General features: G+C 62.8%; 21 protein-coding genes. 3 read left to right on the top strand and 18 right to left on the bottom strand.

Translation table 11 applies throughout. The features are described from left to right. The first annotated feature begins 225 nt into the window (after positions 1–225). A complete protein-coding gene (locus J3A72_RS02500) occupies positions 226–417 on the top strand; it encodes a stability determinant (RefSeq protein WP_088435622.1) in 192 nt (63 codons plus the stop codon). Between the two features lie 1,739 nt (positions 418–2,156). Here the strand turns inward: J3A72_RS02500 and J3A72_RS02490 are convergent. Beyond that, a complete protein-coding gene (locus tag J3A72_RS02490) occupies positions 2,157–2,603 on the bottom strand; it encodes a hypothetical protein (protein ID WP_209571919.1) in 447 nt (148 codons plus the stop codon). Positions 2,604–2,685: 82 nt separating this feature from the next. Continuing rightward, positions 2,686–3,132: a hypothetical protein gene (locus J3A72_RS02485; RefSeq protein WP_209571917.1), complete on the bottom strand. Its 447-nt coding sequence runs from the start codon at positions 3,130–3,132 to the stop codon at positions 2,686–2,688. 698 nt (positions 3,133–3,830) lie between these two features. Between J3A72_RS02485 and J3A72_RS02480 the strand changes: the two genes are divergently transcribed. Then, positions 3,831–4,073, top strand: coding sequence for a hypothetical protein (locus J3A72_RS02480; protein WP_209571915.1), 243 nt, complete (start codon positions 3,831–3,833; stop codon positions 4,071–4,073). Positions 4,074–4,443: 370 nt separating this feature from the next. Here J3A72_RS02480 and J3A72_RS02475 read toward each other — a convergent pair whose 3' ends face one another. The 11 genes from J3A72_RS02475 to J3A72_RS02425 all read right to left on the bottom strand — a co-directional run bounded on the left by J3A72_RS02475 (position 4,444) and on the right by J3A72_RS02425 (position 14,022). Further along, positions 4,444–4,707 (bottom strand): hypothetical protein, encoded by a 264-nt coding sequence (locus J3A72_RS02475; protein WP_049428175.1) that lies wholly within the window; start codon positions 4,705–4,707, stop codon positions 4,444–4,446. Between the two features lie 103 nt (positions 4,708–4,810). Continuing rightward, positions 4,811–6,172: a DUF3560 domain-containing protein gene (locus J3A72_RS02470; protein WP_209571914.1), complete on the bottom strand. Its 1,362-nt coding sequence runs from the start codon at positions 6,170–6,172 to the stop codon at positions 4,811–4,813. A 562-nt stretch (positions 6,173–6,734) separates the two neighbouring features. Then, a complete protein-coding gene (gene radC / locus J3A72_RS02465) occupies positions 6,735–7,220 on the bottom strand; it encodes a DNA repair protein RadC (protein WP_245336353.1) in 486 nt (161 codons plus the stop codon). A gap of 277 nt (positions 7,221–7,497) precedes the next feature. Continuing rightward, positions 7,498–7,887: a hypothetical protein gene (locus J3A72_RS02460; RefSeq protein WP_209571910.1), complete on the bottom strand. Its 390-nt coding sequence runs from the start codon at positions 7,885–7,887 to the stop codon at positions 7,498–7,500. 60 nt (positions 7,888–7,947) lie between these two features. Next, a complete protein-coding gene (locus tag J3A72_RS02455; protein ID WP_209571909.1) occupies positions 7,948–9,180 on the bottom strand; it encodes a DUF1173 domain-containing protein in 1,233 nt (410 codons plus the stop codon). 11 nt (positions 9,181–9,191) lie between these two features. Further along, positions 9,192–9,479 carry a hypothetical protein gene (locus tag J3A72_RS02450; RefSeq protein ID WP_005421353.1) on the bottom strand — a complete coding sequence of 96 codons (288 nt, stop codon included), beginning with the start codon at positions 9,477–9,479 and terminating at the stop codon, positions 9,192–9,194. Between the two features lie 18 nt (positions 9,480–9,497). Continuing rightward, the gene (dnaG, locus tag J3A72_RS02445; protein ID WP_209571907.1) at positions 9,498–10,787 is read right to left on the bottom strand and encodes a DNA primase; all 1,290 of its coding nucleotides are present in this window, start codon (positions 10,785–10,787) and stop codon (positions 9,498–9,500) included. A gap of 233 nt (positions 10,788–11,020) precedes the next feature. Further along, positions 11,021–11,212, bottom strand: coding sequence for a carbon storage regulator (locus J3A72_RS02440; RefSeq protein ID WP_049428186.1), 192 nt, complete (start codon positions 11,210–11,212; stop codon positions 11,021–11,023). Between the two features lie 13 nt (positions 11,213–11,225). Further along, the gene (locus J3A72_RS02435) at positions 11,226–11,564 is read right to left on the bottom strand and encodes a hypothetical protein (protein ID WP_088435630.1); all 339 of its coding nucleotides are present in this window, start codon (positions 11,562–11,564) and stop codon (positions 11,226–11,228) included. Positions 11,565–11,588: 24 nt separating this feature from the next. Then, a complete protein-coding gene (locus J3A72_RS02430) occupies positions 11,589–11,894 on the bottom strand; it encodes a hypothetical protein (protein WP_049428192.1) in 306 nt (101 codons plus the stop codon). Between the two features lie 61 nt (positions 11,895–11,955). Continuing rightward, positions 11,956–14,022, bottom strand: coding sequence for a ParB/RepB/Spo0J family partition protein (locus tag J3A72_RS02425; RefSeq protein ID WP_209571905.1), 2,067 nt, complete (start codon positions 14,020–14,022; stop codon positions 11,956–11,958). 635 nt (positions 14,023–14,657) lie between these two features. On the opposite strand from J3A72_RS02425, the gene J3A72_RS02420 reads away from it, so the two are divergent. Then, entirely contained in the window at positions 14,658–15,047 is a 390-nt protein-coding gene (locus J3A72_RS02420) for a GntR family transcriptional regulator (RefSeq protein WP_209571903.1), read from the top strand. A 181-nt stretch (positions 15,048–15,228) separates the two neighbouring features. Here J3A72_RS02420 and J3A72_RS02415 read toward each other — a convergent pair whose 3' ends face one another. The 5 genes from J3A72_RS02415 to J3A72_RS02395 all read right to left on the bottom strand — a co-directional run. Then, positions 15,229–15,474, bottom strand: coding sequence for a hypothetical protein (locus J3A72_RS02415; RefSeq protein WP_209571901.1), 246 nt, complete (start codon positions 15,472–15,474; stop codon positions 15,229–15,231). Between the two features lie 27 nt (positions 15,475–15,501). Further along, complete coding sequence (locus J3A72_RS02410; RefSeq protein ID WP_209571898.1) at positions 15,502–15,951, bottom strand: hypothetical protein; 450 nt, start codon at positions 15,949–15,951, stop codon at positions 15,502–15,504. A gap of 1 nt (position 15,952) precedes the next feature. After that, positions 15,953–16,462 carry a lytic transglycosylase domain-containing protein gene (locus J3A72_RS02405; protein ID WP_209571896.1) on the bottom strand — a complete coding sequence of 170 codons (510 nt, stop codon included), beginning with the start codon at positions 16,460–16,462 and terminating at the stop codon, positions 15,953–15,955. Between the two features lie 4 nt (positions 16,463–16,466). Further along, complete coding sequence (gene pilV / locus J3A72_RS02400; RefSeq protein WP_209571894.1) at positions 16,467–17,933, bottom strand: shufflon system plasmid conjugative transfer pilus tip adhesin PilV; 1,467 nt, start codon at positions 17,931–17,933, stop codon at positions 16,467–16,469. 2 nt (positions 17,934–17,935) lie between these two features. Then, a partial coding sequence (locus tag J3A72_RS02395) for an ATPase, T2SS/T4P/T4SS family (protein ID WP_209571892.1) occupies positions 17,936–18,518 on the bottom strand: 583 nt, incomplete at its 5' end.

The raw sequence follows: 18,518 nt of genomic DNA, 5'->3' as shown, positions 1-18,518 counted from the left end.
GCGGTGGCGGAGCCAGCGCGGAGGGCATAGGTGCCCAGGCCCGAAGGGTCGAGACCCGCAGGGGCTCGATGCGGAGCACCAGCCGAAGGCGCGGCAAAGCCGCGGGGACCGGGCCGAAGGCCGCCCCGGCGGGCACTCGATGTGATTTAGGGGGCTAAACGGGCACTAGACAAAGCTGAATTTCGGCGGTGACACAGCGACTGTCATCGGGTCTATACTCGACCCATGAACGCCGTCCGCTCCGAGCTCGCCTACGATTTTCCGACCGCCCAGGGCGAGTTGGAATACAACGCTTGGCTGCAGAAGAAGGTCGAAAAAAGCATAAGCGACGAACGTCCAACCATCACGCTTGATGAGATGGACATGCGAGTTGCGGCCCGCATTCAGGCGCTGCGCGATCGCAATCAGGTTCGTTGATGCTTCCTGTCGTTTGGCGCGACTCTGCTGCGGCCGACCTGGACGAGATTGTTGATTACGTCGGCGAATTTGATCCAGCAGCTGCTGAGCGATTGTGGCGAGATCTGCGAACGATCGTAGAGCCTCTATCCGAGCATCCTTACCTCTACCCGCCAAGTCAAAGAGCACCTGGATTCAGAGAGCTCGTTGCAACCCGTAGCTATGTGATTCTCTACCGGGTTTGCGAGACCGCTGTGGAGATCGTGGCAGTGGTGCACGCGAGGCGACAGTTCCCTCCTGCTTGACTCGGCCGGAAGCTTGACCACTGCCGCGCGGCGCAAACCGCGCGGTCATGAAAGGCTTCTCAATGCTGCGCCCGCCTGCGGGGCGGGTGCGTCGCGCAAATTGAGGCCGCACAGCAGCCTCACACTGCCTCAGCATTTCCACCAAGGCGAAGCCTGTAACAGGTACGCGCCAGCAACCAACCGTGCTGCCCGCTCGGTTAGCACGTCTGCGATCCAGATCCAGCGCTCTACTTCGTCAAAGGCGTAGATCGCCCAGTAGTGCGGCAGCTCGTGTTCTTCAGGGGGAACAGATTCAACGCTTCCGGACGCGTCTGCGCGATCGACGCGGGCGTCCACAGATGCGCAGCAATCGCCCGTCAAGGTCAGAATCGCGCCATCGGCTACCTAGCCGAGCCGGTTCCGCGCGATCGCGCGGTTGATTTGCTGCTGGTGCTGGCCAACACCAGAACCTGGTCGATGCCGGCAGTGCCAGCGCAGGCCTGCAGGAGCTGGCCTGCGAGGAACGCCCGGCATGCGGTTCAGGCGGGGTTCTGGTCCTGCCGGCGCAGGGGTCAGATGCAGCCGGCGGCCGCTTGAGCCCACTACCACAGATCGGCATCACCGCCGGGAGCGACGCCGAGGAAGCGCCGGGAGCTCACCTGGTCTTACCCTGATCCACGCCTCGATCCAGCGTATAGCCTGGGCACGGCTTCCGGCAGTGCACTCGAACTCCCGGCCCTGCCAACGAAGGACGTGCCTCCATTTTCCGTCCTGGCGAGGCTGCACGTAGGCCACACATCTGTAGTTGAAGTGGAGATACGAGCCCGTATCGGAGTGCGACCACCAGTATGCGGGCGAGAGCATGGCAAGAATGGAGATGTTCGCAGTATGGGACGGGCGAGGCTGGCGGTAACCGCCCACCTCGGGCCGTAGGCAGAGAGTCTGTAGCGAAATAGAAAGCGGCGCCACAAGGCGCCGCATGCATACAATCGAGCCGTTCCAGGGCGAGCTACGGGCCTTCTCTAAGGTCGAGACCGTACTTCGGGGTAGTTCACTTCGCTGACGTCAAGCGAGCTGACCAACTCATGCGGTGGGAGGTTGTCCTGCTGGAGCTGCAAGCCCCTTTCGCAAAAGGCCAAACATCGCGATGCCAATAGCAGCACCAACACCGAAGCCGATCACTGCGAAGATCCATCTGGGTGGAATGGAGAGATGAGTCATCACACAAAACCCAGGGCCCGAATGCCAGAAAATCCCGGCGAAAATAAGACCCATCAATGGGGGTTCAGATCTCATGCGCACCTTCTTATTTGCCGGCTGCGGCGGAGTGGTTTGGTCTCTGGTCACTGAAAGTCTCCAATAGTTGTTGGACTTGTTACTAGGCAAGTCTAGTGGTTTGATTTCTCATGCGGTGAGAACAGCGGGCGTCCAGTGGAGCCAAATCGCGGCCCCAGTGGTGTCAGGTCAAGGTCAAGGTCAGAACATGAAATCCACGCTGGCCAGCTCGTGTAGCTGGACGTTCTCCAGCTGAAAGAACAGGCCAAATGCATCCAACTCGCCCATCGCTTGAGGATCTGCCGTGACCATCTGCCCAGAGTCGTAATCGGCGTCGTCGTCGCGCTCGGGGGTGAGGGTGAACATGTCAGGATCGTAGAGGAACACCCCGAGAGTGACTTCACCGTACACGACACCGACATACTGTGGCTCAGGGCCACGGTGAATCGATTCGACCTGGAGGATGCTCACCCCAGAATAGTTGCCGCCTGCAAAGTCCAAGACGAAACTTGTGACGTGCCCGGGCATCGAAGAGATGTCTACTTCCAATTCATGCATAGTCCCGCAGTTCAGGTGTCGCAGATGGAATGCCGCCGCTATCGCGGCGGTTGCGGTATAGACGTCGGGCAAGGCGATGGATTCTTGCATGGGGTTCCTCGTAAGTCGCAGCGGTATGCCATTCGTGGCCAGGGGGGGACGGTAGGGCAGGGCGGATGCCTAGCTCCCCGTATCAGAACGCCAGATCCACAGTGGCCAACTGGCGAGGACGGCACTTCGGCACCTGGTGGAACATGCCAACGGCATCGAGCTCGTCCATCCTGCGCGGATCGGAGGTCAGCATCTGATCTGAGTCGTAGTCCGCCGACTCATCGCGCCCAGCACTGAGCGTGAAAGTGCGTGGGCTATAGAGGAACACCGTCATGACGCTTTCTCCGTAGAGCACGCCGAGGAAGTGCTGTTCGCGTCCCCGATGAATATCAACCTCGAAGATGGTCAGACCTGCGCAATCGCCTTCGGCGTAATCCAGGTCGAAGCTGCTGGCGTATCCGGGCACCGATGAAAGCTGCCGGGCCAGGGCGGGAATCATTTCACGGCGCTCATGCCACAGATGGAATGCCGCGACTACCGCAGCACATGTTGCATGGGCGGACGGCAGCGATGCGATGGCTTCTTGCATGGGGGTCCTCGTTGGTCGTAGTGCCGGGGCATTCAAGGCCGGTCGGCGCAGCCGGCAGGGCGCCGGATGCTTCGGAACGAAGACAGGAGGCCGTAGCAGGCGCTGGCATCAAGGATGGCGGCCGCAGGCCGCAGGGAATGGCCTGGCGCGGCCCGCAGCGCAGCGAGGACACGGGGCCATTCCCGGCCCTTGAGGCCGGTAAGTGCCTGCGTAGGCATCAGCGGGGCGGCGCCGCCCCGCGGCACCGATGGATGCGCACGCGCCACCCGGAGGCCGCCGGAGCGGCCGGAGTGGTGGGAACACCGGCCCGAAGTGGTGCGCGCAGCGCAGGCCTGCAGGAGCAGGCCAGCGAGGTCGCCCGGCATGCGGCTCGCCGGCCGCCATCGGCAGGCGGCGCGCCCATGTCCATCGCCTTATAGAGCTGCCGGCATCGCCGGCATCGATTCCTGCGAGCACAATGCTGCGGGTGCCGCTCCCACGCGCGGGCACGGCATGCGCCGCCCGCGCGATCGCAGTTGATCGAGAACCATTTCTGCAGGCTGCGATCGCCTGCAAGCCGCCGGCGATCGCAGCCGGTGGACACCACCGGGCAGGCCCGGCCTGACCGGTGCCCGCGCGCCCTGGGCGAGGGGACTGCCGGCGCCGATCGGCGCCGGATCTGCGCACGGCATCGAGGTCGACCAGCGTCAGGCCGGGACGTGGCTGGCGCTGCGATCGCGCTGCTTCCTTCCAGCCCGGCCGCGCTGCAGCTGCAGCGCGCCGGGCGTGCCCTGGACGTTGAAGCTCGGGCAGCTGGCCAGCTCGATGCTGCCGGCATCGAGCTGGCCAGCCGTTGGCTGTGCTCGTCCACGCCTAATCCACGGCCGGCGTGCGGTGCACGCCGCGGCCAGGCCCCGGAGAACCTCTATAGATCGCAGGGGCCGCCGGCAGCGGTGGAGTAGGGGTGGGCGAGGAGCGCCGCGACCTGCAGGGCGGCGGCGCGGTGGGGACCAGGTGGCGGGATTTATCCCGCTACGTCGCTGGCGCTGGCCAGCGCCGGCCACGGCGAGCGCGTAGCGATCGCTACCTGGTCCGGCGGTGCTCCTGGGCGCGCAGGGCGCGGCCTGCCGGCGAAGCCGGTACCGGTCATGCCCGGGGCAAGCAGGCTCGCGGAGCGCGCAGTGCTGCGGAGGCAGCACGGAAAGGCGAGGACCAGGCCCGAAGGGGCGAGACCGCTGCAGGCGGGCTCGATGCGCAGTACCGCAGGCCGAGCGGCGACAGTAGGCTTCTGCGAGGGCCAGAAATGAAAACGCCACCCGAAGGTGGCGTCAGTCAGCGCGGATCGTTCAGGCGCCGAATTGCGCGCCGAGTTCGCCAATGCAGCAGCGCATACAACATGAACGTTACGACGGCAGCACCAAGACAGACCTGATACAACACCACCAGGGCAGTAGGGAGAGGCCCTATCAAGTCCGCTGACATGCCTACGGTACCGAACAAAATCAGAACCACCAAGCAGGTTTTGAGCACGCTGGCACGGATAGTGCCTTCGATAGTACGGGCTATTTCGAGGTCACGAGACTTGTCGTGGTTCATGGTTGAACTCCTGAAGCAACGGCGAAATGATAATTCCTCTGCGTGTCAGCAGATGAGACGCTGAATCGGCGGCCGTACCGAGCTGGGCAGGCCGCCGATTTCTTTACTCAACCGGCAGCGTGACCGTTTTTGCATCGGTCAGGTAGACCTGAACCAGGGCGCCCTGATGCACCACCGAGCGGTAGCGATAGGCGGCGCTGGTGGGGGTAGCCTCTACACGCTGGACGCCCTTGTAATCCCGATGGGTGGCCTTGAATTCAGCGGCAGTCATTTCAACGACGCCCGCGCCTGGGACATTGATGATCGGCCCAAGGAAGAGCTTTGCACCCTTGGCCTCCTCGCCTGCGCCCTCGGCGGGGGCTTGATAGTCGCGCACTTCTTCAACGGGACGGACAGGGACGAACTGCGCATCAGTCCGAACGCTGATGATGCGGCCGCCCCGCTTATTCACACGCACCACCGTGTGCCATGCCCCGCGAACAAGCACAGAGCCGCCTGCCTGAATATTGAAGCGGTCTGCGGGCAGTCCGCCGGCCTCCCCGAGCATCGCGCGCTCGTAGTCCAGGCGCAGGGAATAGTGGGCAATCCAGCGCGTCAGCCGCGCTATGTTGGCTGCATAGGAGGCAGTCGACCGCTGCGCCACCTGATCGGCTGTCCACTGGCCAGATTCCAGCAGCGACCAGGTGGAGCGCTGAACCTTTGCGCCGTCCACTTCAACCGTGAACCACAGGCTGTGCATGGCGGTCAGCTTCAACGCCTGCTCCGCAGGCATGTTGCCCCGTTCCCACATGCCGCAAAGCTGGGTGGCCTCGGCAATTTCCCGCTCTGCGCGGCGCTTGTCCGCCTCGATCTTCTTGATGCGACGTGCGCGAACGTCGGGGCGCTCCTTGTACTTGGCATGCGCGAGCGACGCGGCAGCGCGCTGTGCCCAGTATTCCGACTGCTTCCAGCAATGAACTGCCTTGCGCATACCGTTGTGGATGCGTGCCTGATCGCGGCGCGCAGCGCGCTCGCTGTGGTGCCCAACAAGGATGGGTTGCCCCAGCGGGATGCGATCGCAGATGGCATCTACAGCGCGGTGTGCCGTGTCTGCATCCTTCTGGCGATTGGCGCTGTACTCGGTGAAGCGGTCGGCGCGATCTTCCTGGCGCTCGGTCAGGCTGGTGTCCTCATCGGCGATTTCACCGCACAGGCTCAACAGCAGATCCTCGCGGCCCGGCGTCCACATCGGGGCGACGAACAAGCCTTGCTTGGGTGCCCATTTGAACCCGGCAGCAATCACACGGTCCTTGGTCTCCTGATCGAGTCGACGGGCCGCATACAGCCTCAGCTTGTTGTCGTCCGGGGAATAGGTAGCGGTCAAATCGCTCCGGTAGCTCTCAGCTTCGACAACATCTGCCGGGCGGGCTTCGAGAGCCGGCTCTTCGCTGTGGCTGTTGCTGTCCTGGATGTGCTGCAGGGTCATACGATGCTCCTTGTGGTGGGGTGTATCTGCCAAGCTGGGTTCTTTCGCCGTGAGCGCGTGGAATGCCCGGGCGCAGCCGGTGGAACGGGAAGCGCAGCGACCCTGCAACCGGCTGCGTTTGGGCTAGATTCCAGCGCTGGCGAAAAACACGGCATGGCCACCACCCGGCACAGATCATGACCCGCAGCGGGCTTCCCAGGAAGCGGGCTGGGGAGGAGACGGTTCGGGCAGACGCGGCCGGCGGCCGCCAGAAACTACGGGCGCCGCCGGCGCCCGGCGTGGGCGCGCGGAGCGCGCAGTGCTGCGGAGGCAGCACGGAAAGGCGAGGACCAGGCCCGAAGGGGCGAGACCGCTGCAAGCGGGCTCGATGCGCAGCACCGCAGGCCGTGCGGCCGCACTGCGGTCCGCCGCCATGAATTCGCTCTTGCCTACCACCGTGAAATGCCGTCCATCCCACCGAACATACGCCGGCAGGAACCCGCCACCACTACTACGTGCAGATGCCGACACCGCGCTGCAGGGATTGGCCGCGCGCCTAAGGCGCGCGGCGCGGAGCAGGGCGTTACATCAACCCCCTCGAAGCCATAGAGACAGCCTCGATGCGCGAGACGACAATGTGATCCAGGAGGCGAACATCGATGAGCTGCAGGACGGTCTTGAGCTCAGCGGTAATGTTTATGTCGGCCTGGGATGGCTCCGCGTCTCCGGACGGGTGCACATGGCTGACGATGCAGGCAGCGGCATTGCAGCGCAGGGCGGCGCGAGCGACCTCGCGAGGGAAAACCGGCGCCGAGTTGATCGTGCCCTGGAACAGCGTCTCTTCGTGGATGATCCGGTGGCGATTGTCCAGGAAGAGCGCGTGGAAGACTTCGCGCGAACTGTCGCCAATCCTCAGCTGCAGTAGCTTCATGGCAGTGTCCGGGCTGGCGACCGCTGCGCCGGCAGAGTAGCGGCCCGCGAGAATGTCGCCCGCGAGAGAGATGATCTGATCGGCGGATGGCCGGGCGGGTAGCTTGTAGTTGCGATCGGCGTCTGAAATCGTGGGCATTGCTCGTCTCCGTGGCCGCGCCGGAAGGGCGCTGTGAGGCCAGGAGCGCGGTTCAGGGGCTGCCGGAACCCGGAGGGGCCAAGCACCGCGCAGGCAGCGCGAAGCGCTTGCAGGCAGCACAGGAACCGCGAGGATAGGCCGATGCAAGCGCCTCTCCAGCGCGGCCACGGCGTGATGCATCACGCTAAGAGCGAGCAAAGCGACGGTGCCCCCTATGATCTCGAACGAAGAGGGCGGCCGAAGCCGCCCAAACGTGGCGCCTACCTGGGCGCTGGACCTACGGCTGCAGCTGCAGCAGCGTGACAGGGAGATGGTACTTTCCGAACACGGTTCCTGGACTGCAGCTCGGGTGCCGATGGAGGTCGGCGATGAATCCCTCGAAAGCTTGGTGCAGTGTGTCGAGGAGCTTGCCTGCGTCAGCAGCCATGGCGTTCCGCGCGTCAGCCAGCTGGTCCTTCGTCGGATTCTCGCCGAGGCGCAGCCACTGCACGAGGAAGTCACGGGCGGCCGCTGAGGAGGGCAGGGCGTCGGTGTCGTCCACGCAGCTCAAAACGAAATCTAGCGCAGCATAGACAGTCGGCAGCGGCACGTAGCCCGCAGCATCGCCCGGGGGCGGATACGCGGTGTGCTGGGCGGTGTGCTGATACGGTGGCGGTACTTCGGACATGTCATTACTCCTTGATAAGTGGTTGGGCTACAGAAATCGCCATGGGCTCTAGCGATTGGCTTAAACGCCTTCGAGATCCAGAGACTGGCTTTCAAACCCCTCGATCTCGGGCAACGGCGGCATCGCCTCGTCAGCGCGCCAGAACCACGCCGACAGGGAGCTGTCCTTGACCAGGGCGCTCAACGCAGCGAGGTGATCCTCCTCGGACTCGGGCGCCACAACGTAGAGGGCTACGGGATTAGGGGAGGTATCATTGGTGACCACCGTGGCTAAGGGCTTCTTGTTGGACAAGTTGAAGCGCAGGCCCTTGATGAAACGCCGACCTTCAGCATGCAGACGCTGCAGCAGCAGATGGTCGTCCAAGGTCTCGAAGGGAATCCAGTTCGAGTTGACTGCCATCAGAGCGGCCTCCTCCAGCTGGGGGAACCCGGATTCCAGAACACTGAACGTTCCGACCAACATGAGGTGAGCGCCCTCGTCAGCGTTCCACATGTCGATTTCGTTACCGAAGGTCTTCTGCAGCTTCTCACCGAACTTAGCATCCATGTAGAACGGCTGGCTCGGCAGGTGCTTGAACGTGACCTTCTTGCCGAATCTTGCATCGTCAAACTGCTTGACCTCGGCAACTACGATCATCAGCTTGCGCACGCCGCCCCGCACACCGGCAATACTTCTGAAGAGGCGGCGGGCGCGCTCGGCAATCCCATCGGCCTCCGGCTGCGAGAACGGCTCGGGAATAAACAGACTGTCGGACAGCGGAGCATTCTTCGCTCGCTTGTCCGAGGCGGCCTGCAGCAGATGCCTGCGGACCACAGGATAGGACCGCTTGCCTGCCATGGCCGGGGTCCAGCGGTTGAAGCCAGCCTGGTCCCAAAGATAGTGCAGTACGCTCCGCAGGGTCAGCTTGGTCCCATCCGATTTGACGGTGGTGGTCTCTCCGTCCCCGGGAACCGGCGCATTCCGGCTCGCCCCTTTGCTCATGCTGAAGGCGAGTTTCAGCGTGGTCTCACCATTCTCGGGATCTTCCTTGATTGCCCGATCCATCACTTCACCCAAACCCGACAGCTCTGCGGGCGGATCATAGGATTCACAGTCAGGCGCGTGCTTTGAGCCAGTTCCAGGCATGCGTTTGACGATGAATGCTTCCTGCAGCTTGGCGATATACATCGGTATAGGAGGACGCCTGCACAGGCAAAGCGGACGCTCGTGCGCAGAGTGCGCTGCGGCAAGGCGCCTGCGCGAATCGGGCGCGTGCACGTCCAGGGGCGCGCCGTTGAGCTGGTAGTTCGACATGGTGAATTCCTCTAGATCTTTCGGGAGAGCTGCTCGCGAATCTGCATCGCGGTCAGCCTTAATTGCTTCTCGACCCGCGCCTTGCTGATGAAGCCGATTAGGTAGTAGCGCCTCAGCGTCTGCTGGTCGAACTGGAATGCAGCCTCAAGCATGGGCCGAGGGAACGAGCGAACCGACCTTGGCCGATGCCAGTTGATGAAGACACCGGACGCGATGCAGGCAATGAGAATCAACGGCACATACCAATATTCCTGAAGCAAAGAAACCCAGTCGAGTTGTAGGACACGTGCGACAGTCATCGGAACACTCCTTGATGGTCAGTGCGTTGAAGGGCGGCCATCCAATCCGGTGAGGCCGACCAAGTGCCGGCGCATCAACTCTTGGAAAGCGCCAGGGGGGATGGAATCAATCAATGGGAACGCGCGTTCAGCAAGCTGCGCTTTGCCCTCGAAGCTGGAGAGCTGCACGCCTTGGCTCAGCTCCGCGAATAGGAACTCCGACAGCGGTTGCGCGGCGGCAAGCTGGTCGTGGAATGCCTCGACACCGGCCCCGCGCAGCAGGGAGTCGGGATCTTCCCCGGCGGGCAGGAACACAAAGCCCACTTGGCGCTCGCCGCCCAAGTGGGGCAGGACGGTGCGGGCGGCACTGAATGCAGCGGCGCGTCCGGCCCTGTCAGCGTCGAAACAGAAATAGACCTGGTTGGTGTACTTGAACAACAACTTCGCCTGGCTGTCGGTGAAGCTCGTACCCATGGTGCCAACGGCGGGTGCTGCGTCGAACTCAGCCATGGCCAGCACGTCAAAGAAGCCCTCCACGACGACGATCCGCGGCAGGCGGCGCTGCCGGCGCACGGCCTGCCACAGCCCGTATAGGATCTGCCCTTTGTGGAAGATGGGGGATTCCGGCGAATTCAGGTACTTGGGTGATGCATCACCCAATGCGCGTCCACCGAAGCCGACGACGCGGCCGCGCTCGTCCATGATTGGAAACATGATTCTGTTGCGGAATCGGTCATACAGACGGCCAGGCTTGCGCTCGCTTTTCGACAGCAGGCCCAAGGTCAGCAGATCGCGTTCGGTCGACGCGCCCGGCTTGGCCAGCGTTGCGGCCAGTTTCAAGGCGGACCAGCTATCCGGCGCGTAGCCCAGCTCGTACTCGCTGGCGATGGCCTGGCCGACGCCGCGGCGAGCCAAATAGCTCAGCGCGGAGCCGTCGCCACCGAGCTCATGGACGAAGAACATGCCGGCCCCTTTGCAGTGCCCGTAAAGGCTTGCGTGTTGTGGTGCCGCCGCCTTCGAAGATGTGTTGCTTTGCTCTCGCGGCACTTCCCGCCCAAGCTCGCGAGCAACAATTGAAACTGCACCGAGAAAGTCCACACCCTCGTACTCCATCACGAAGTTGATGGCATTTCCATGAGCGGGGCAGCCGAAGCAGTGATAGAAGCCCTTGGAGGGACTTACGGTGAAGGACGGGGTCTTCTCGCTATGGAACGGACACAGGCCAGTGAATTCACCGCCTGCTGGCTTCAGTGCGATTCTGGCGCCAATGATGGCCACCAGATCCTCCGTTCCGATCAAGTCAAGAAAATGCTGTGGAATCCTGGACATGGTTGCTCCTTACAACGGTCGTTCCAATGCTGCTGCAGCCCGCCTCAAGCGGCGCAACGTGCGCACCTGGTTGGCTCTATCGGGAGATGCCGACAGGAGATGATCGATCAAATCGGCCCCCTGCAGGGAGGCGGTATAAAGCTCTTGCAGCCTGTCGGCGATGATGGCCAGCTGCCCCGCGTCGCAGCGCGATGCAGGCGGACGGCGCAGCCTGGCAAGCGTCGGTAGTTCAGTCACTGCCGCACCGCTCCCAGACCGTCGTCCTCCTGCGACCGAGCGAGAAGCTCTTTTCGCAGGATTCTGGTCTCCGTCGGGGCTTGAATGGCGATCCGAACGTTGCCAAGGGCATCGATTCCGCTGACAACAACGGCAACGTTGTCGCCGATCATGATTGTCTGGCCGACCTTACGAGTGAGCACAAGCATGGAAGCGCTCCTATTAGAGGGTTGAATTGGCGGGCGGAGTGGTGTTCTGCCGGGGACGCGGTGTGAGAATCGCCGGCGCTGGCGCCGGCTGCGCTACGGCCTGCATAGTCCGTAGCGCTCGCACGATTTCAGCCTGGACGTCGCCGGCGTCCGGGTACTGCTCGATGAGCTCCGCCCATTCGCCCAGCGACACGCGCCGGCGATTTGGGAGAAGGCCACCGAAGCTCCTGCAGGCGGTGTCCAGGGCCAGCAAACCGTCCAGCGGTGCGCTGGCCGGGTGGCGGGCTGAAACCTGGCCGTGGACCCGGATGGCCTCGGCCTCGGCGAGCATCGAAAGAATGGAATCCGTCATGGGGTTGAGCTCCTGCAGCCCGAATCAGGCGATGGGACGGATGAAGATGGCCACCGGATCGTTCTCGGTGTCGTACAGGCCCACCAAACGCCAGTTCCCTCCCTCGGGTGCTTCGGGGACCCAATCGGTCAGCGCGTGCGGATCTTCCGCATAGCGCTTCAACAGGGTGGGGTTGTCCGACTCCAGCGGCAGCTGGTAAAGATCGAATCCGGCACGGCGGAATGCGCTCTGGTCATAGGCTCCGGCGACCGTGAACAGGTCCAGGTCAGGGTGAACGGTGAACCCGTACTGGTCGCGGGCGGGTTGGCGATGGGCATCGAAGAAGATCATTGGGTAGCTCCAGGAGAAGATGGGTGGGAGGGCGCGCCGGGGTTACCGGCGCGCCTCTGCATCACTTGGCTTTGGCGCGCTTGGCCGGGGCCTTTGCTGCCTTGCTCACCGGCTTCTTGTCGGCGGCCTTCTTCCCGGCCAGCTTCTTGGCCGGGGTAGTGGCACCCGTCTTCGGTGCCTGATTGGTGCCCGCGCTCTCCTGCGGCACTGCTTGTCGTGCAGGGGAGCGGATCAGTTCTGGGAACCATCCGGTGCCCTTGATGCGACGCTCTGCCTCAGCCGCCAGCTCGTCCTTCTTCATGCCTTCCAAGACTGCACGCTCGTAGTCCTGCCCGGCGTCCTTCAGGGATGACAGAGTGATGGCGATGGGAACGTGCTTGAAGAAGTTGTCCGCAGTGATTTCCATGTGCTCACCGATCTGGAAATCAAGCGCGTCTAGCAGGGCGGCAGTCGCCCCCTTGTGCAACGCATTCACCGACACCGCAGCGCCAACGCCATGCGCGATGATCGCGTCAAGCTCAGCGTCGGACTTCAAAGCGAGGAACGTGAACCGCTCGCTCGGGGTTTCGGGCATTCCCTCAACCAAAGGCGCAAGGGAATTCCGCAGCAGGTCGCGGACAACTTCACCATCAGGCCCAACGAGAGGGTGATCCACGCGAGCGCCGTCGCTGTAGTTGCTGAGGGTCAGGTCGCAGACGCCGCGATCGCGCACACGAAGGCCACGGGGGTTAAACACGACCAGCGAGGCCATCGAAACAGCGAGAAGCACCTTGGCCACGCGAGGGTTATTCGCAACCTGCAGCTGCACCATCGAATTCCTGCGGCCAAGCAGCGAACGCGTGATGGCGTCGGACATGGCCGCCTCTTTCCGACCCGCTGCGGCCTTCTCGCGGCCACCTACCACACCGGTTCCGGTTGCCGCCGAAGCGCTCTTACGATCCACGGTGCGAACCTTGCCGCGCTCGATCATGATTTCGCCATCTTCGAGCCAAACCACGGCACCGCAGTGGGCCTTCTGCTCATCACTGAAAACGGCGCAGGCCACGGCGCGCCGTTCGCCCAGCTCCTCAATCTCGTCTTCCAGCTGGCCGTATTCCGCGTGGAACGCCTCATCGTCCTCCGCCGCCTCGATCTCAGCCATGCGCGCTTGGACGCGAGCAAGCTCTGCGGACAGCGTGGAATGTGCAGCCGCAAACTCCTCATCCGACAGCACGGAGGCTGGTACCGCATCCCCAAGGCGGTGGTAGCCCGGGTCTTGGCCTTCCGGCAGGTAGGAGACCCAGCTCCAGCCCTCGGCCTCCAACTCGGCAATCTTCGATTCGACCACTGCCATCACCAACTGATCCAGCAGGCCTACGTCTTCGCTGACGCCCGACTCCTCCGAGTCCGAGAAGAGGTCGCCGTGGACCACAGCGCCGGCGGCCCGGAATGCGGCGACACCACCGATCAGTTTGATACGCGGGTCGGTGCTGCAATCGATTCGCTGGGCAAGCACCGCCTTTCGGAGCGCCTTCGGCTCGCGCATATTCGGGTAGATTGCAGCTCTCCAAACCTCCAACTGTCGAGCGCGGTCGGTCGTGGTGCACAGCGCGGCCAGCTGACTGGTGGTGATCTTGTCCTCGCGGAATTCCTGGATGAGGTCGGGATGCGCGTTGGACAGCTGGAGACGGCGCTCAACAACCAATGCGCTGACTCCAAGCAGGTCCGAAATTCGGTCTACGCTGTAACCGTGAACCTCAGACATTTCACGGATTGTCTCGTACTCGTCAGCCGGTCGCATGTTCTCGCGCTGCGTGTTCTCCACCAGCGAGGCCATTTTCAGATCGCCTACCAGTTTCAGACAGCGGATTGGATGGTTCGGCTCGATCCGACCTTCCTCCAGGAGCATGTTGTATGCAGCCAGACGGCGACCGCCCAGCACCACACCAAACGGCCTGCCCTCCTCACCCGGATCAACGCCCGGCTCTTCATACACACCCAGATTCTGCAGCAGCCCGACCTGCGTGATGCATTCGGCCAGTGAGCGGACACTCTCGATGCTGTAGTCCTCCTTCTTCCGCGCGTTATGGCGCGAGTGATAGAGGGCCGACAGAGGCAGGATGAGGGTTTCGAGGGATGCAGCATTCATGCGTAAATCTCCAGTAATTGAGGTCGGTCACGGCCCGAGGCCAGCTATCCGGTTTCCCCACCACATCCGCCTTTTGCCTTGCGCAACCTGCTTTGCGAGCTTCTGAGCCGGCTCTTGCTGTTGCGTTTGATTGAGGGCTGGAATGTCGGTGCTTGCCTTAGTGGGTTTGGGAAACCTGCTTCGCTGAGTTCGTCGCCGTAGCAAACAGCGGCCCGACCGGAATGAGCGTCTTTGCAAGTGCGCTCAGCGCGTGCGCTGCACTTGCAAAGACGCGCCGGTCGGGCAGCGTGAAGCGATAGGCGATCGAACGAGGCGGGTTCCCAACCCTGCTGCGAGGCAGCACCGGGCATTCGCCCGGTCAGCGGCAGCAATGAGCCGCGCAAGCGGCACCCCCGCGATAGCGGGTGGAGGGCGTGCCAGGCGCCCTCCCGGCACTCCGGCCTGGCTGGCCGCTGCAGCGGCCACTTGCCTGCAGACGAGGCGGGCGGCAAGCTGCCCGCCCTGAACTGACGCAAGGGCGGCTGCAAGGCGCCCCCGCGGCCGAAAGGCCTGGGCTGGGCTGACCAGCCCCTACCGGCCCACGGAAGCCCCCCTTCCCGCTGGCGTATTGCGCCAGCTTTACTGATACTTCCCCAATGACTATTGGCCTGCGCCTGAACTCCGAATCCCACACGCCAATTACGGTGCAAATCACCGATCGGATAGCGACGCTCATCAGGACCGGGAAGCTGCGGCCAGGTCAGCTCCTGCCCAGCGTCCGCCAGGGGGCGGAAGACTGGAGTGTCAATTTTTCGACCGTCAGCCGCGCCTATAAGGACCTGCAGGCTGAGGGGCTGATTGAGCTGAATAAGTCTCGCAGGATGCAGGTGGCAAAGGTGGCCCCGATGACGCCTGACGATCGGGCGGTTCTGCTCCGGCCGGCGATTCTTGGCCTGAAGGCACGCGCGCGCGAACTCGGTCTGACCGATGGGCAGTTCCAGGCCGAAGTCATTGCCACGCTGGGTTTGAAGGTCGCAGGCAGCTGATCGATTCTGCAGCTGCTGCGGCTGCGAATGGGCCCCTGCCAGGCCGCCTGCGCCAGCGGCCTGGCGGCTTCGGCAAGCGGAGCGCGCAGGGGAGAGGATGGCGCTGCCTAGCCGAGACGCAACGCGGCTCGGGGCGAAGCCCGCCAGCCGTGCCAAAGGCCTCCCCCGACTTGGTAGCTGCTCAGCTGCGATACGCACGAATGCGCCCCGGCACCAGGTCACCACGCCTTTCCCGCTCCACGCGGCGTGCCACACACTGGCTCGCAAGGGCCATCAGGCGATCAGGGCCCGCGTTGTCCACGTGTGTCCACTGCATACTGCCAGGGCTGAGATTCACATATAGCTGCCCCGCCACCTCGCGCAGCAGGCACTCATCAATCAGCAGGATCAGATTGCTCACGCGATCAAAAGCTGGAATCTTGGTCATGGCAGCGGCTATCTGCTGAAATGGAATTCAGGGCTGGATCACAACGCCGTTGGTCTGCGGCAAGCCCCTACCAGCGGGAAGGGAGCCGGTCGGAGCGAACGAGCCCGGCTCATACAACGAACCAGAATTCGACACCAGACACCGATTGCCCTCGGGGCACGCGGCGGCAATGTCGTACGCATCTCTGGCCGACGCAGCCTGATAGGTGACATACGCGTGGCCCTGATAGGAGTAGGCCACAACGCCAAAATGAGGCTGAAACCAGCCAGGCAGCGATGCGGCTGCGTGTGAGATCACCGTGTCGGCGTTTGGATTTGCTCGGCTGAATCGATCGGCATAGGTAGAGAAAATGGCCAGCGATGACGCGACCGCAGACTGCTGAGCCAGCCTCGCCTTGTTGATCGAGGACGTGAGGGCTGACCCTGCGAGGTTCATAACGATGAAGCTGAGCACCAAAACGTAGACAAAAGGATGCATGTCATCGCCCCTGGAGGATGTTGGACAAGTGTTGGGCAACCTTCCGCTGATACTCGATGTTTGGGCACTTCTTGCCCTTCGAGTAGAACCGCTCGCACGGCGTCCGGCTGTTGTATGCCCCGACGTTGGTCCAGTAGTCAGCGCCAGGCTTCGAGAGCTCACGGCTTAGGATGAACGCGCCAATGAAGATGTTGACGCACTCGTTGTGAATCACCATCTCGCGCGAGATGCCGTAGCGCGCGAGCTCAGGGAGGTGGATCTCATTAATCTGCATCAGCCCCAGATCGAGCGAACCATTCCCGTTCGGACGCGACGTGCGGCCGGTCGTACCACCCTCCGTCCTCATTACTGCCAGGAGCAGTGGAGAAGGGACCGCGTAGCGCTCCGCCGCCGCTGCGACGCAGGCGGCGCGCTCGCTGGTGGAGCTCGCGCTCGCAGGGCCCGTGAACCAAAAAGCGCTGGCAGCGGCCACACAGGTCAACGAATATCGAAGAGTGTCGAAGGTACTCATGGCATCAGCGGGCACAGATTGCATAAGCCATGGCGGAAGACTCTTCGATTCGAGCTTCCCAGGCATTGCCAACAGGACGATCCATGGTCGTGAATCGGTACTGCTCATTCTGAGGACGGCAGCTACGCAACCACATCGAGCCACCGCTTATCAGCGTGCTGCCATCAGGACAGTAGGCAAACGATGATCCAGTGGGGCCCGCGCAAGTCGACGCTGCGCCCGTCACAACAAAGGTGCTGATGCCGCCACTGCTGCGCCAGACCCCATCCGTGCAGGAAAGCAGTTTTCCGGAGCCATCTCGACCAACCAGGCCGTTTGGACTGCAGCCAGTGCCCTCCGCGGCACCACCATTGATCTGCACGAACTCGTTGAACGTGGCGCGGCCATTGGCAACCATCTGACCGTTAGATCGCACCAGGCCGGCCTGCATTTCGCCGCCCGTGTAGATGTTCTTGTCATTGGTTGCCCGAATCCACCACGGGTCACCCATGTACCAACCGCCGCCCCATTGATCCCAATACACGCCGCCCGATCCAGTGGCGTGGAAGCTCCCCGAAGCGTAAGCGTCGTTGACCATGACCCCTTGGGCCCGCACGCTCATCGAGGATTTGACGTCGCCCCAGAAGTTCACGTCACGGCCGCCAAACGACATGAGTTCTTGGGTGCCGGACGCGACCCGGAAGTTCATGCCAGGAGCAACCTGGATGGTTTCATAGGGATAGGGCAACGCTCCGAATGAGGCCTTGCCGATGGAAAGAGCAGCCGTTGCCATGCCGCCCTCACTGATCTCGACACCACCGGCCTCGATCCGGTTTCCGGCCACCGTACCGGCGCCGGAGATGTTATTGCCGTCCATGTCGATGCCCGTCGACATGCGGTTCAGTTCCGGCTTGCCCGGGGTGGCATTGCGGTGGAGGTAGGCCCCTCCCTGCGCTGCCATATCGGCGAATACCGCGACAGCCACGACGCCAGTACCGGGACTGCCACCGTAGGCGGCGACCGGACGTTTCCATTGCTGCATCATGCCCACCGCGTTCGCCGGATCATCAGCCGCAACATAGCCGCCCACGAAGCCCATGCTGTTCGCGATTGAGATTAGATTCCCCTTGCTGATTTGCTGGCCACCCCGATAGAAGACCATGCCGTCCAGCCCCGTCCCGTCCCGAACGACGCGAAGCTCCGGCACCTGAGCGTAGGCATTGAACTGTTGGACGCCCTGGCCGAGGTACAACGAACTGGCAGGAACAGTCACAGGACCACCGGCGGCCTGGATGTAGAGATTCTGAAAATTTGCGCGTATGTACGTCTTGGCAGCATCCAGAACCGCCGTGCCATGCTCAGCAGCAAGCTCGTTGCGCTGTTCGCTGGCGCGCCACGTCAACCAGCCGACAAGGCCGGCCAGTAAGAGGGCACCGAGGGCGAGCACAGCCATGGTCTCGATCATCGTTGCACCGCGCTGCTTACGATTCATGGTTACTGATTCCATACCTGGTCCTTGTTCTGCGCATCAATGTCTTGCGTGAGCATGTCGAACTTCATTTCGCGGATCTTGGTACGGATGCCGGACTCCAGCGCCCCGGACACCAGCAGCGATGAAAGGCGCACCCGCACACCGCCGGTCGGCGTACCGTTCGGCAACTGGACTCGATGCAGGCTCTGGTGAATGACGGAAGTCAACCCTGTTGCGAGCATGGCTGCGGCTTTCCCGCTGTCCCCGTGCGATGCAAGATCCACCAACCGCTTCACCGCCTCGATCGGCGTCTTTGAATGCATCGTGGTCACGACGAATAGACCAGCGTTACTCTGTCGAATCGCCTCTACAGCGGTGTCCTCATCACGAATCTCGCCGATCAGAAGCGCACTGACGCCGGTACGAAGGGCCCGCCTCAACTGCTCCCGATAGCTTCCGTGCCGGCGAGAGGCAGGAATCTGGAAGCAGCGCCCCTCGCCGTGCAGGCCATGCAAGACCGCTTCCGGTGGATCTTCAATTGCTACGGCGTCGCTTCCAAAGCCCCTCAATCGAGCCACTAGAATTGACGCAGCAGTGCTGCTCTTA

Origin of the sequence: Stenotrophomonas sp. PvP093 (assembly GCF_017876915.1) — a bacterium.
Lineage (GTDB): Bacteria > Pseudomonadota > Gammaproteobacteria > Xanthomonadales > Xanthomonadaceae > Stenotrophomonas > Stenotrophomonas muris.
Note: the sequence above shows the minus strand (reverse complement) of the source record. Positions and strands in the feature narration are given on the sequence as shown.

What these genes read in the sequence shown, in the direction of transcription:
- J3A72_RS02500 (WP_088435622.1), top strand. Translation starts at nt 226, where the DNA reads ATGAACGCCGTCCGCTCCGAGCTCGCCTACGATTTTCCGACCGCCCAG.
- J3A72_RS02490 (WP_209571919.1), bottom strand. Translation starts at nt 2,603, where the DNA reads ATGCAAGAATCCATCGCCTTGCCCGACGTCTATACCGCAACCGCCGCG.
- J3A72_RS02485 (WP_209571917.1), bottom strand. Translation starts at nt 3,132, where the DNA reads ATGCAAGAAGCCATCGCATCGCTGCCGTCCGCCCATGCAACATGTGCT.
- J3A72_RS02475 (WP_049428175.1), bottom strand. Translation starts at nt 4,707, where the DNA reads ATGAACCACGACAAGTCTCGTGACCTCGAAATAGCCCGTACTATCGAA.
- J3A72_RS02470 (WP_209571914.1), bottom strand. Translation starts at nt 6,172, where the DNA reads ATGACCCTGCAGCACATCCAGGACAGCAACAGCCACAGCGAAGAGCCG.
- radC (WP_245336353.1), bottom strand. Translation starts at nt 7,220, where the DNA reads ATGCCCACGATTTCAGACGCCGATCGCAACTACAAGCTACCCGCCCGG.
- J3A72_RS02460 (WP_209571910.1), bottom strand. Translation starts at nt 7,887, where the DNA reads ATGTCCGAAGTACCGCCACCGTATCAGCACACCGCCCAGCACACCGCG.
- J3A72_RS02455 (WP_209571909.1), bottom strand. Translation starts at nt 9,180, where the DNA reads ATGTCGAACTACCAGCTCAACGGCGCGCCCCTGGACGTGCACGCGCCC.
- J3A72_RS02450 (WP_005421353.1), bottom strand. Translation starts at nt 9,479, where the DNA reads ATGACTGTCGCACGTGTCCTACAACTCGACTGGGTTTCTTTGCTTCAG.
- dnaG (WP_209571907.1), bottom strand. Translation starts at nt 10,787, where the DNA reads ATGTCCAGGATTCCACAGCATTTTCTTGACTTGATCGGAACGGAGGAT.
- J3A72_RS02440 (WP_049428186.1), bottom strand. Translation starts at nt 11,212, where the DNA reads ATGCTTGTGCTCACTCGTAAGGTCGGCCAGACAATCATGATCGGCGAC.
- J3A72_RS02435 (WP_088435630.1), bottom strand. Translation starts at nt 11,564, where the DNA reads ATGACGGATTCCATTCTTTCGATGCTCGCCGAGGCCGAGGCCATCCGG.
- J3A72_RS02430 (WP_049428192.1), bottom strand. Translation starts at nt 11,894, where the DNA reads ATGATCTTCTTCGATGCCCATCGCCAACCCGCCCGCGACCAGTACGGG.
- J3A72_RS02425 (WP_209571905.1), bottom strand. Translation starts at nt 14,022, where the DNA reads ATGAATGCTGCATCCCTCGAAACCCTCATCCTGCCTCTGTCGGCCCTC.
- J3A72_RS02420 (WP_209571903.1), top strand. Translation starts at nt 14,658, where the DNA reads ATGACTATTGGCCTGCGCCTGAACTCCGAATCCCACACGCCAATTACG.
- J3A72_RS02415 (WP_209571901.1), bottom strand. Translation starts at nt 15,474, where the DNA reads ATGACCAAGATTCCAGCTTTTGATCGCGTGAGCAATCTGATCCTGCTG.
- J3A72_RS02410 (WP_209571898.1), bottom strand. Translation starts at nt 15,951, where the DNA reads ATGCATCCTTTTGTCTACGTTTTGGTGCTCAGCTTCATCGTTATGAAC.
- J3A72_RS02405 (WP_209571896.1), bottom strand. Translation starts at nt 16,462, where the DNA reads ATGAGTACCTTCGACACTCTTCGATATTCGTTGACCTGTGTGGCCGCT.
- pilV (WP_209571894.1), bottom strand. Translation starts at nt 17,933, where the DNA reads ATGAATCGTAAGCAGCGCGGTGCAACGATGATCGAGACCATGGCTGTG.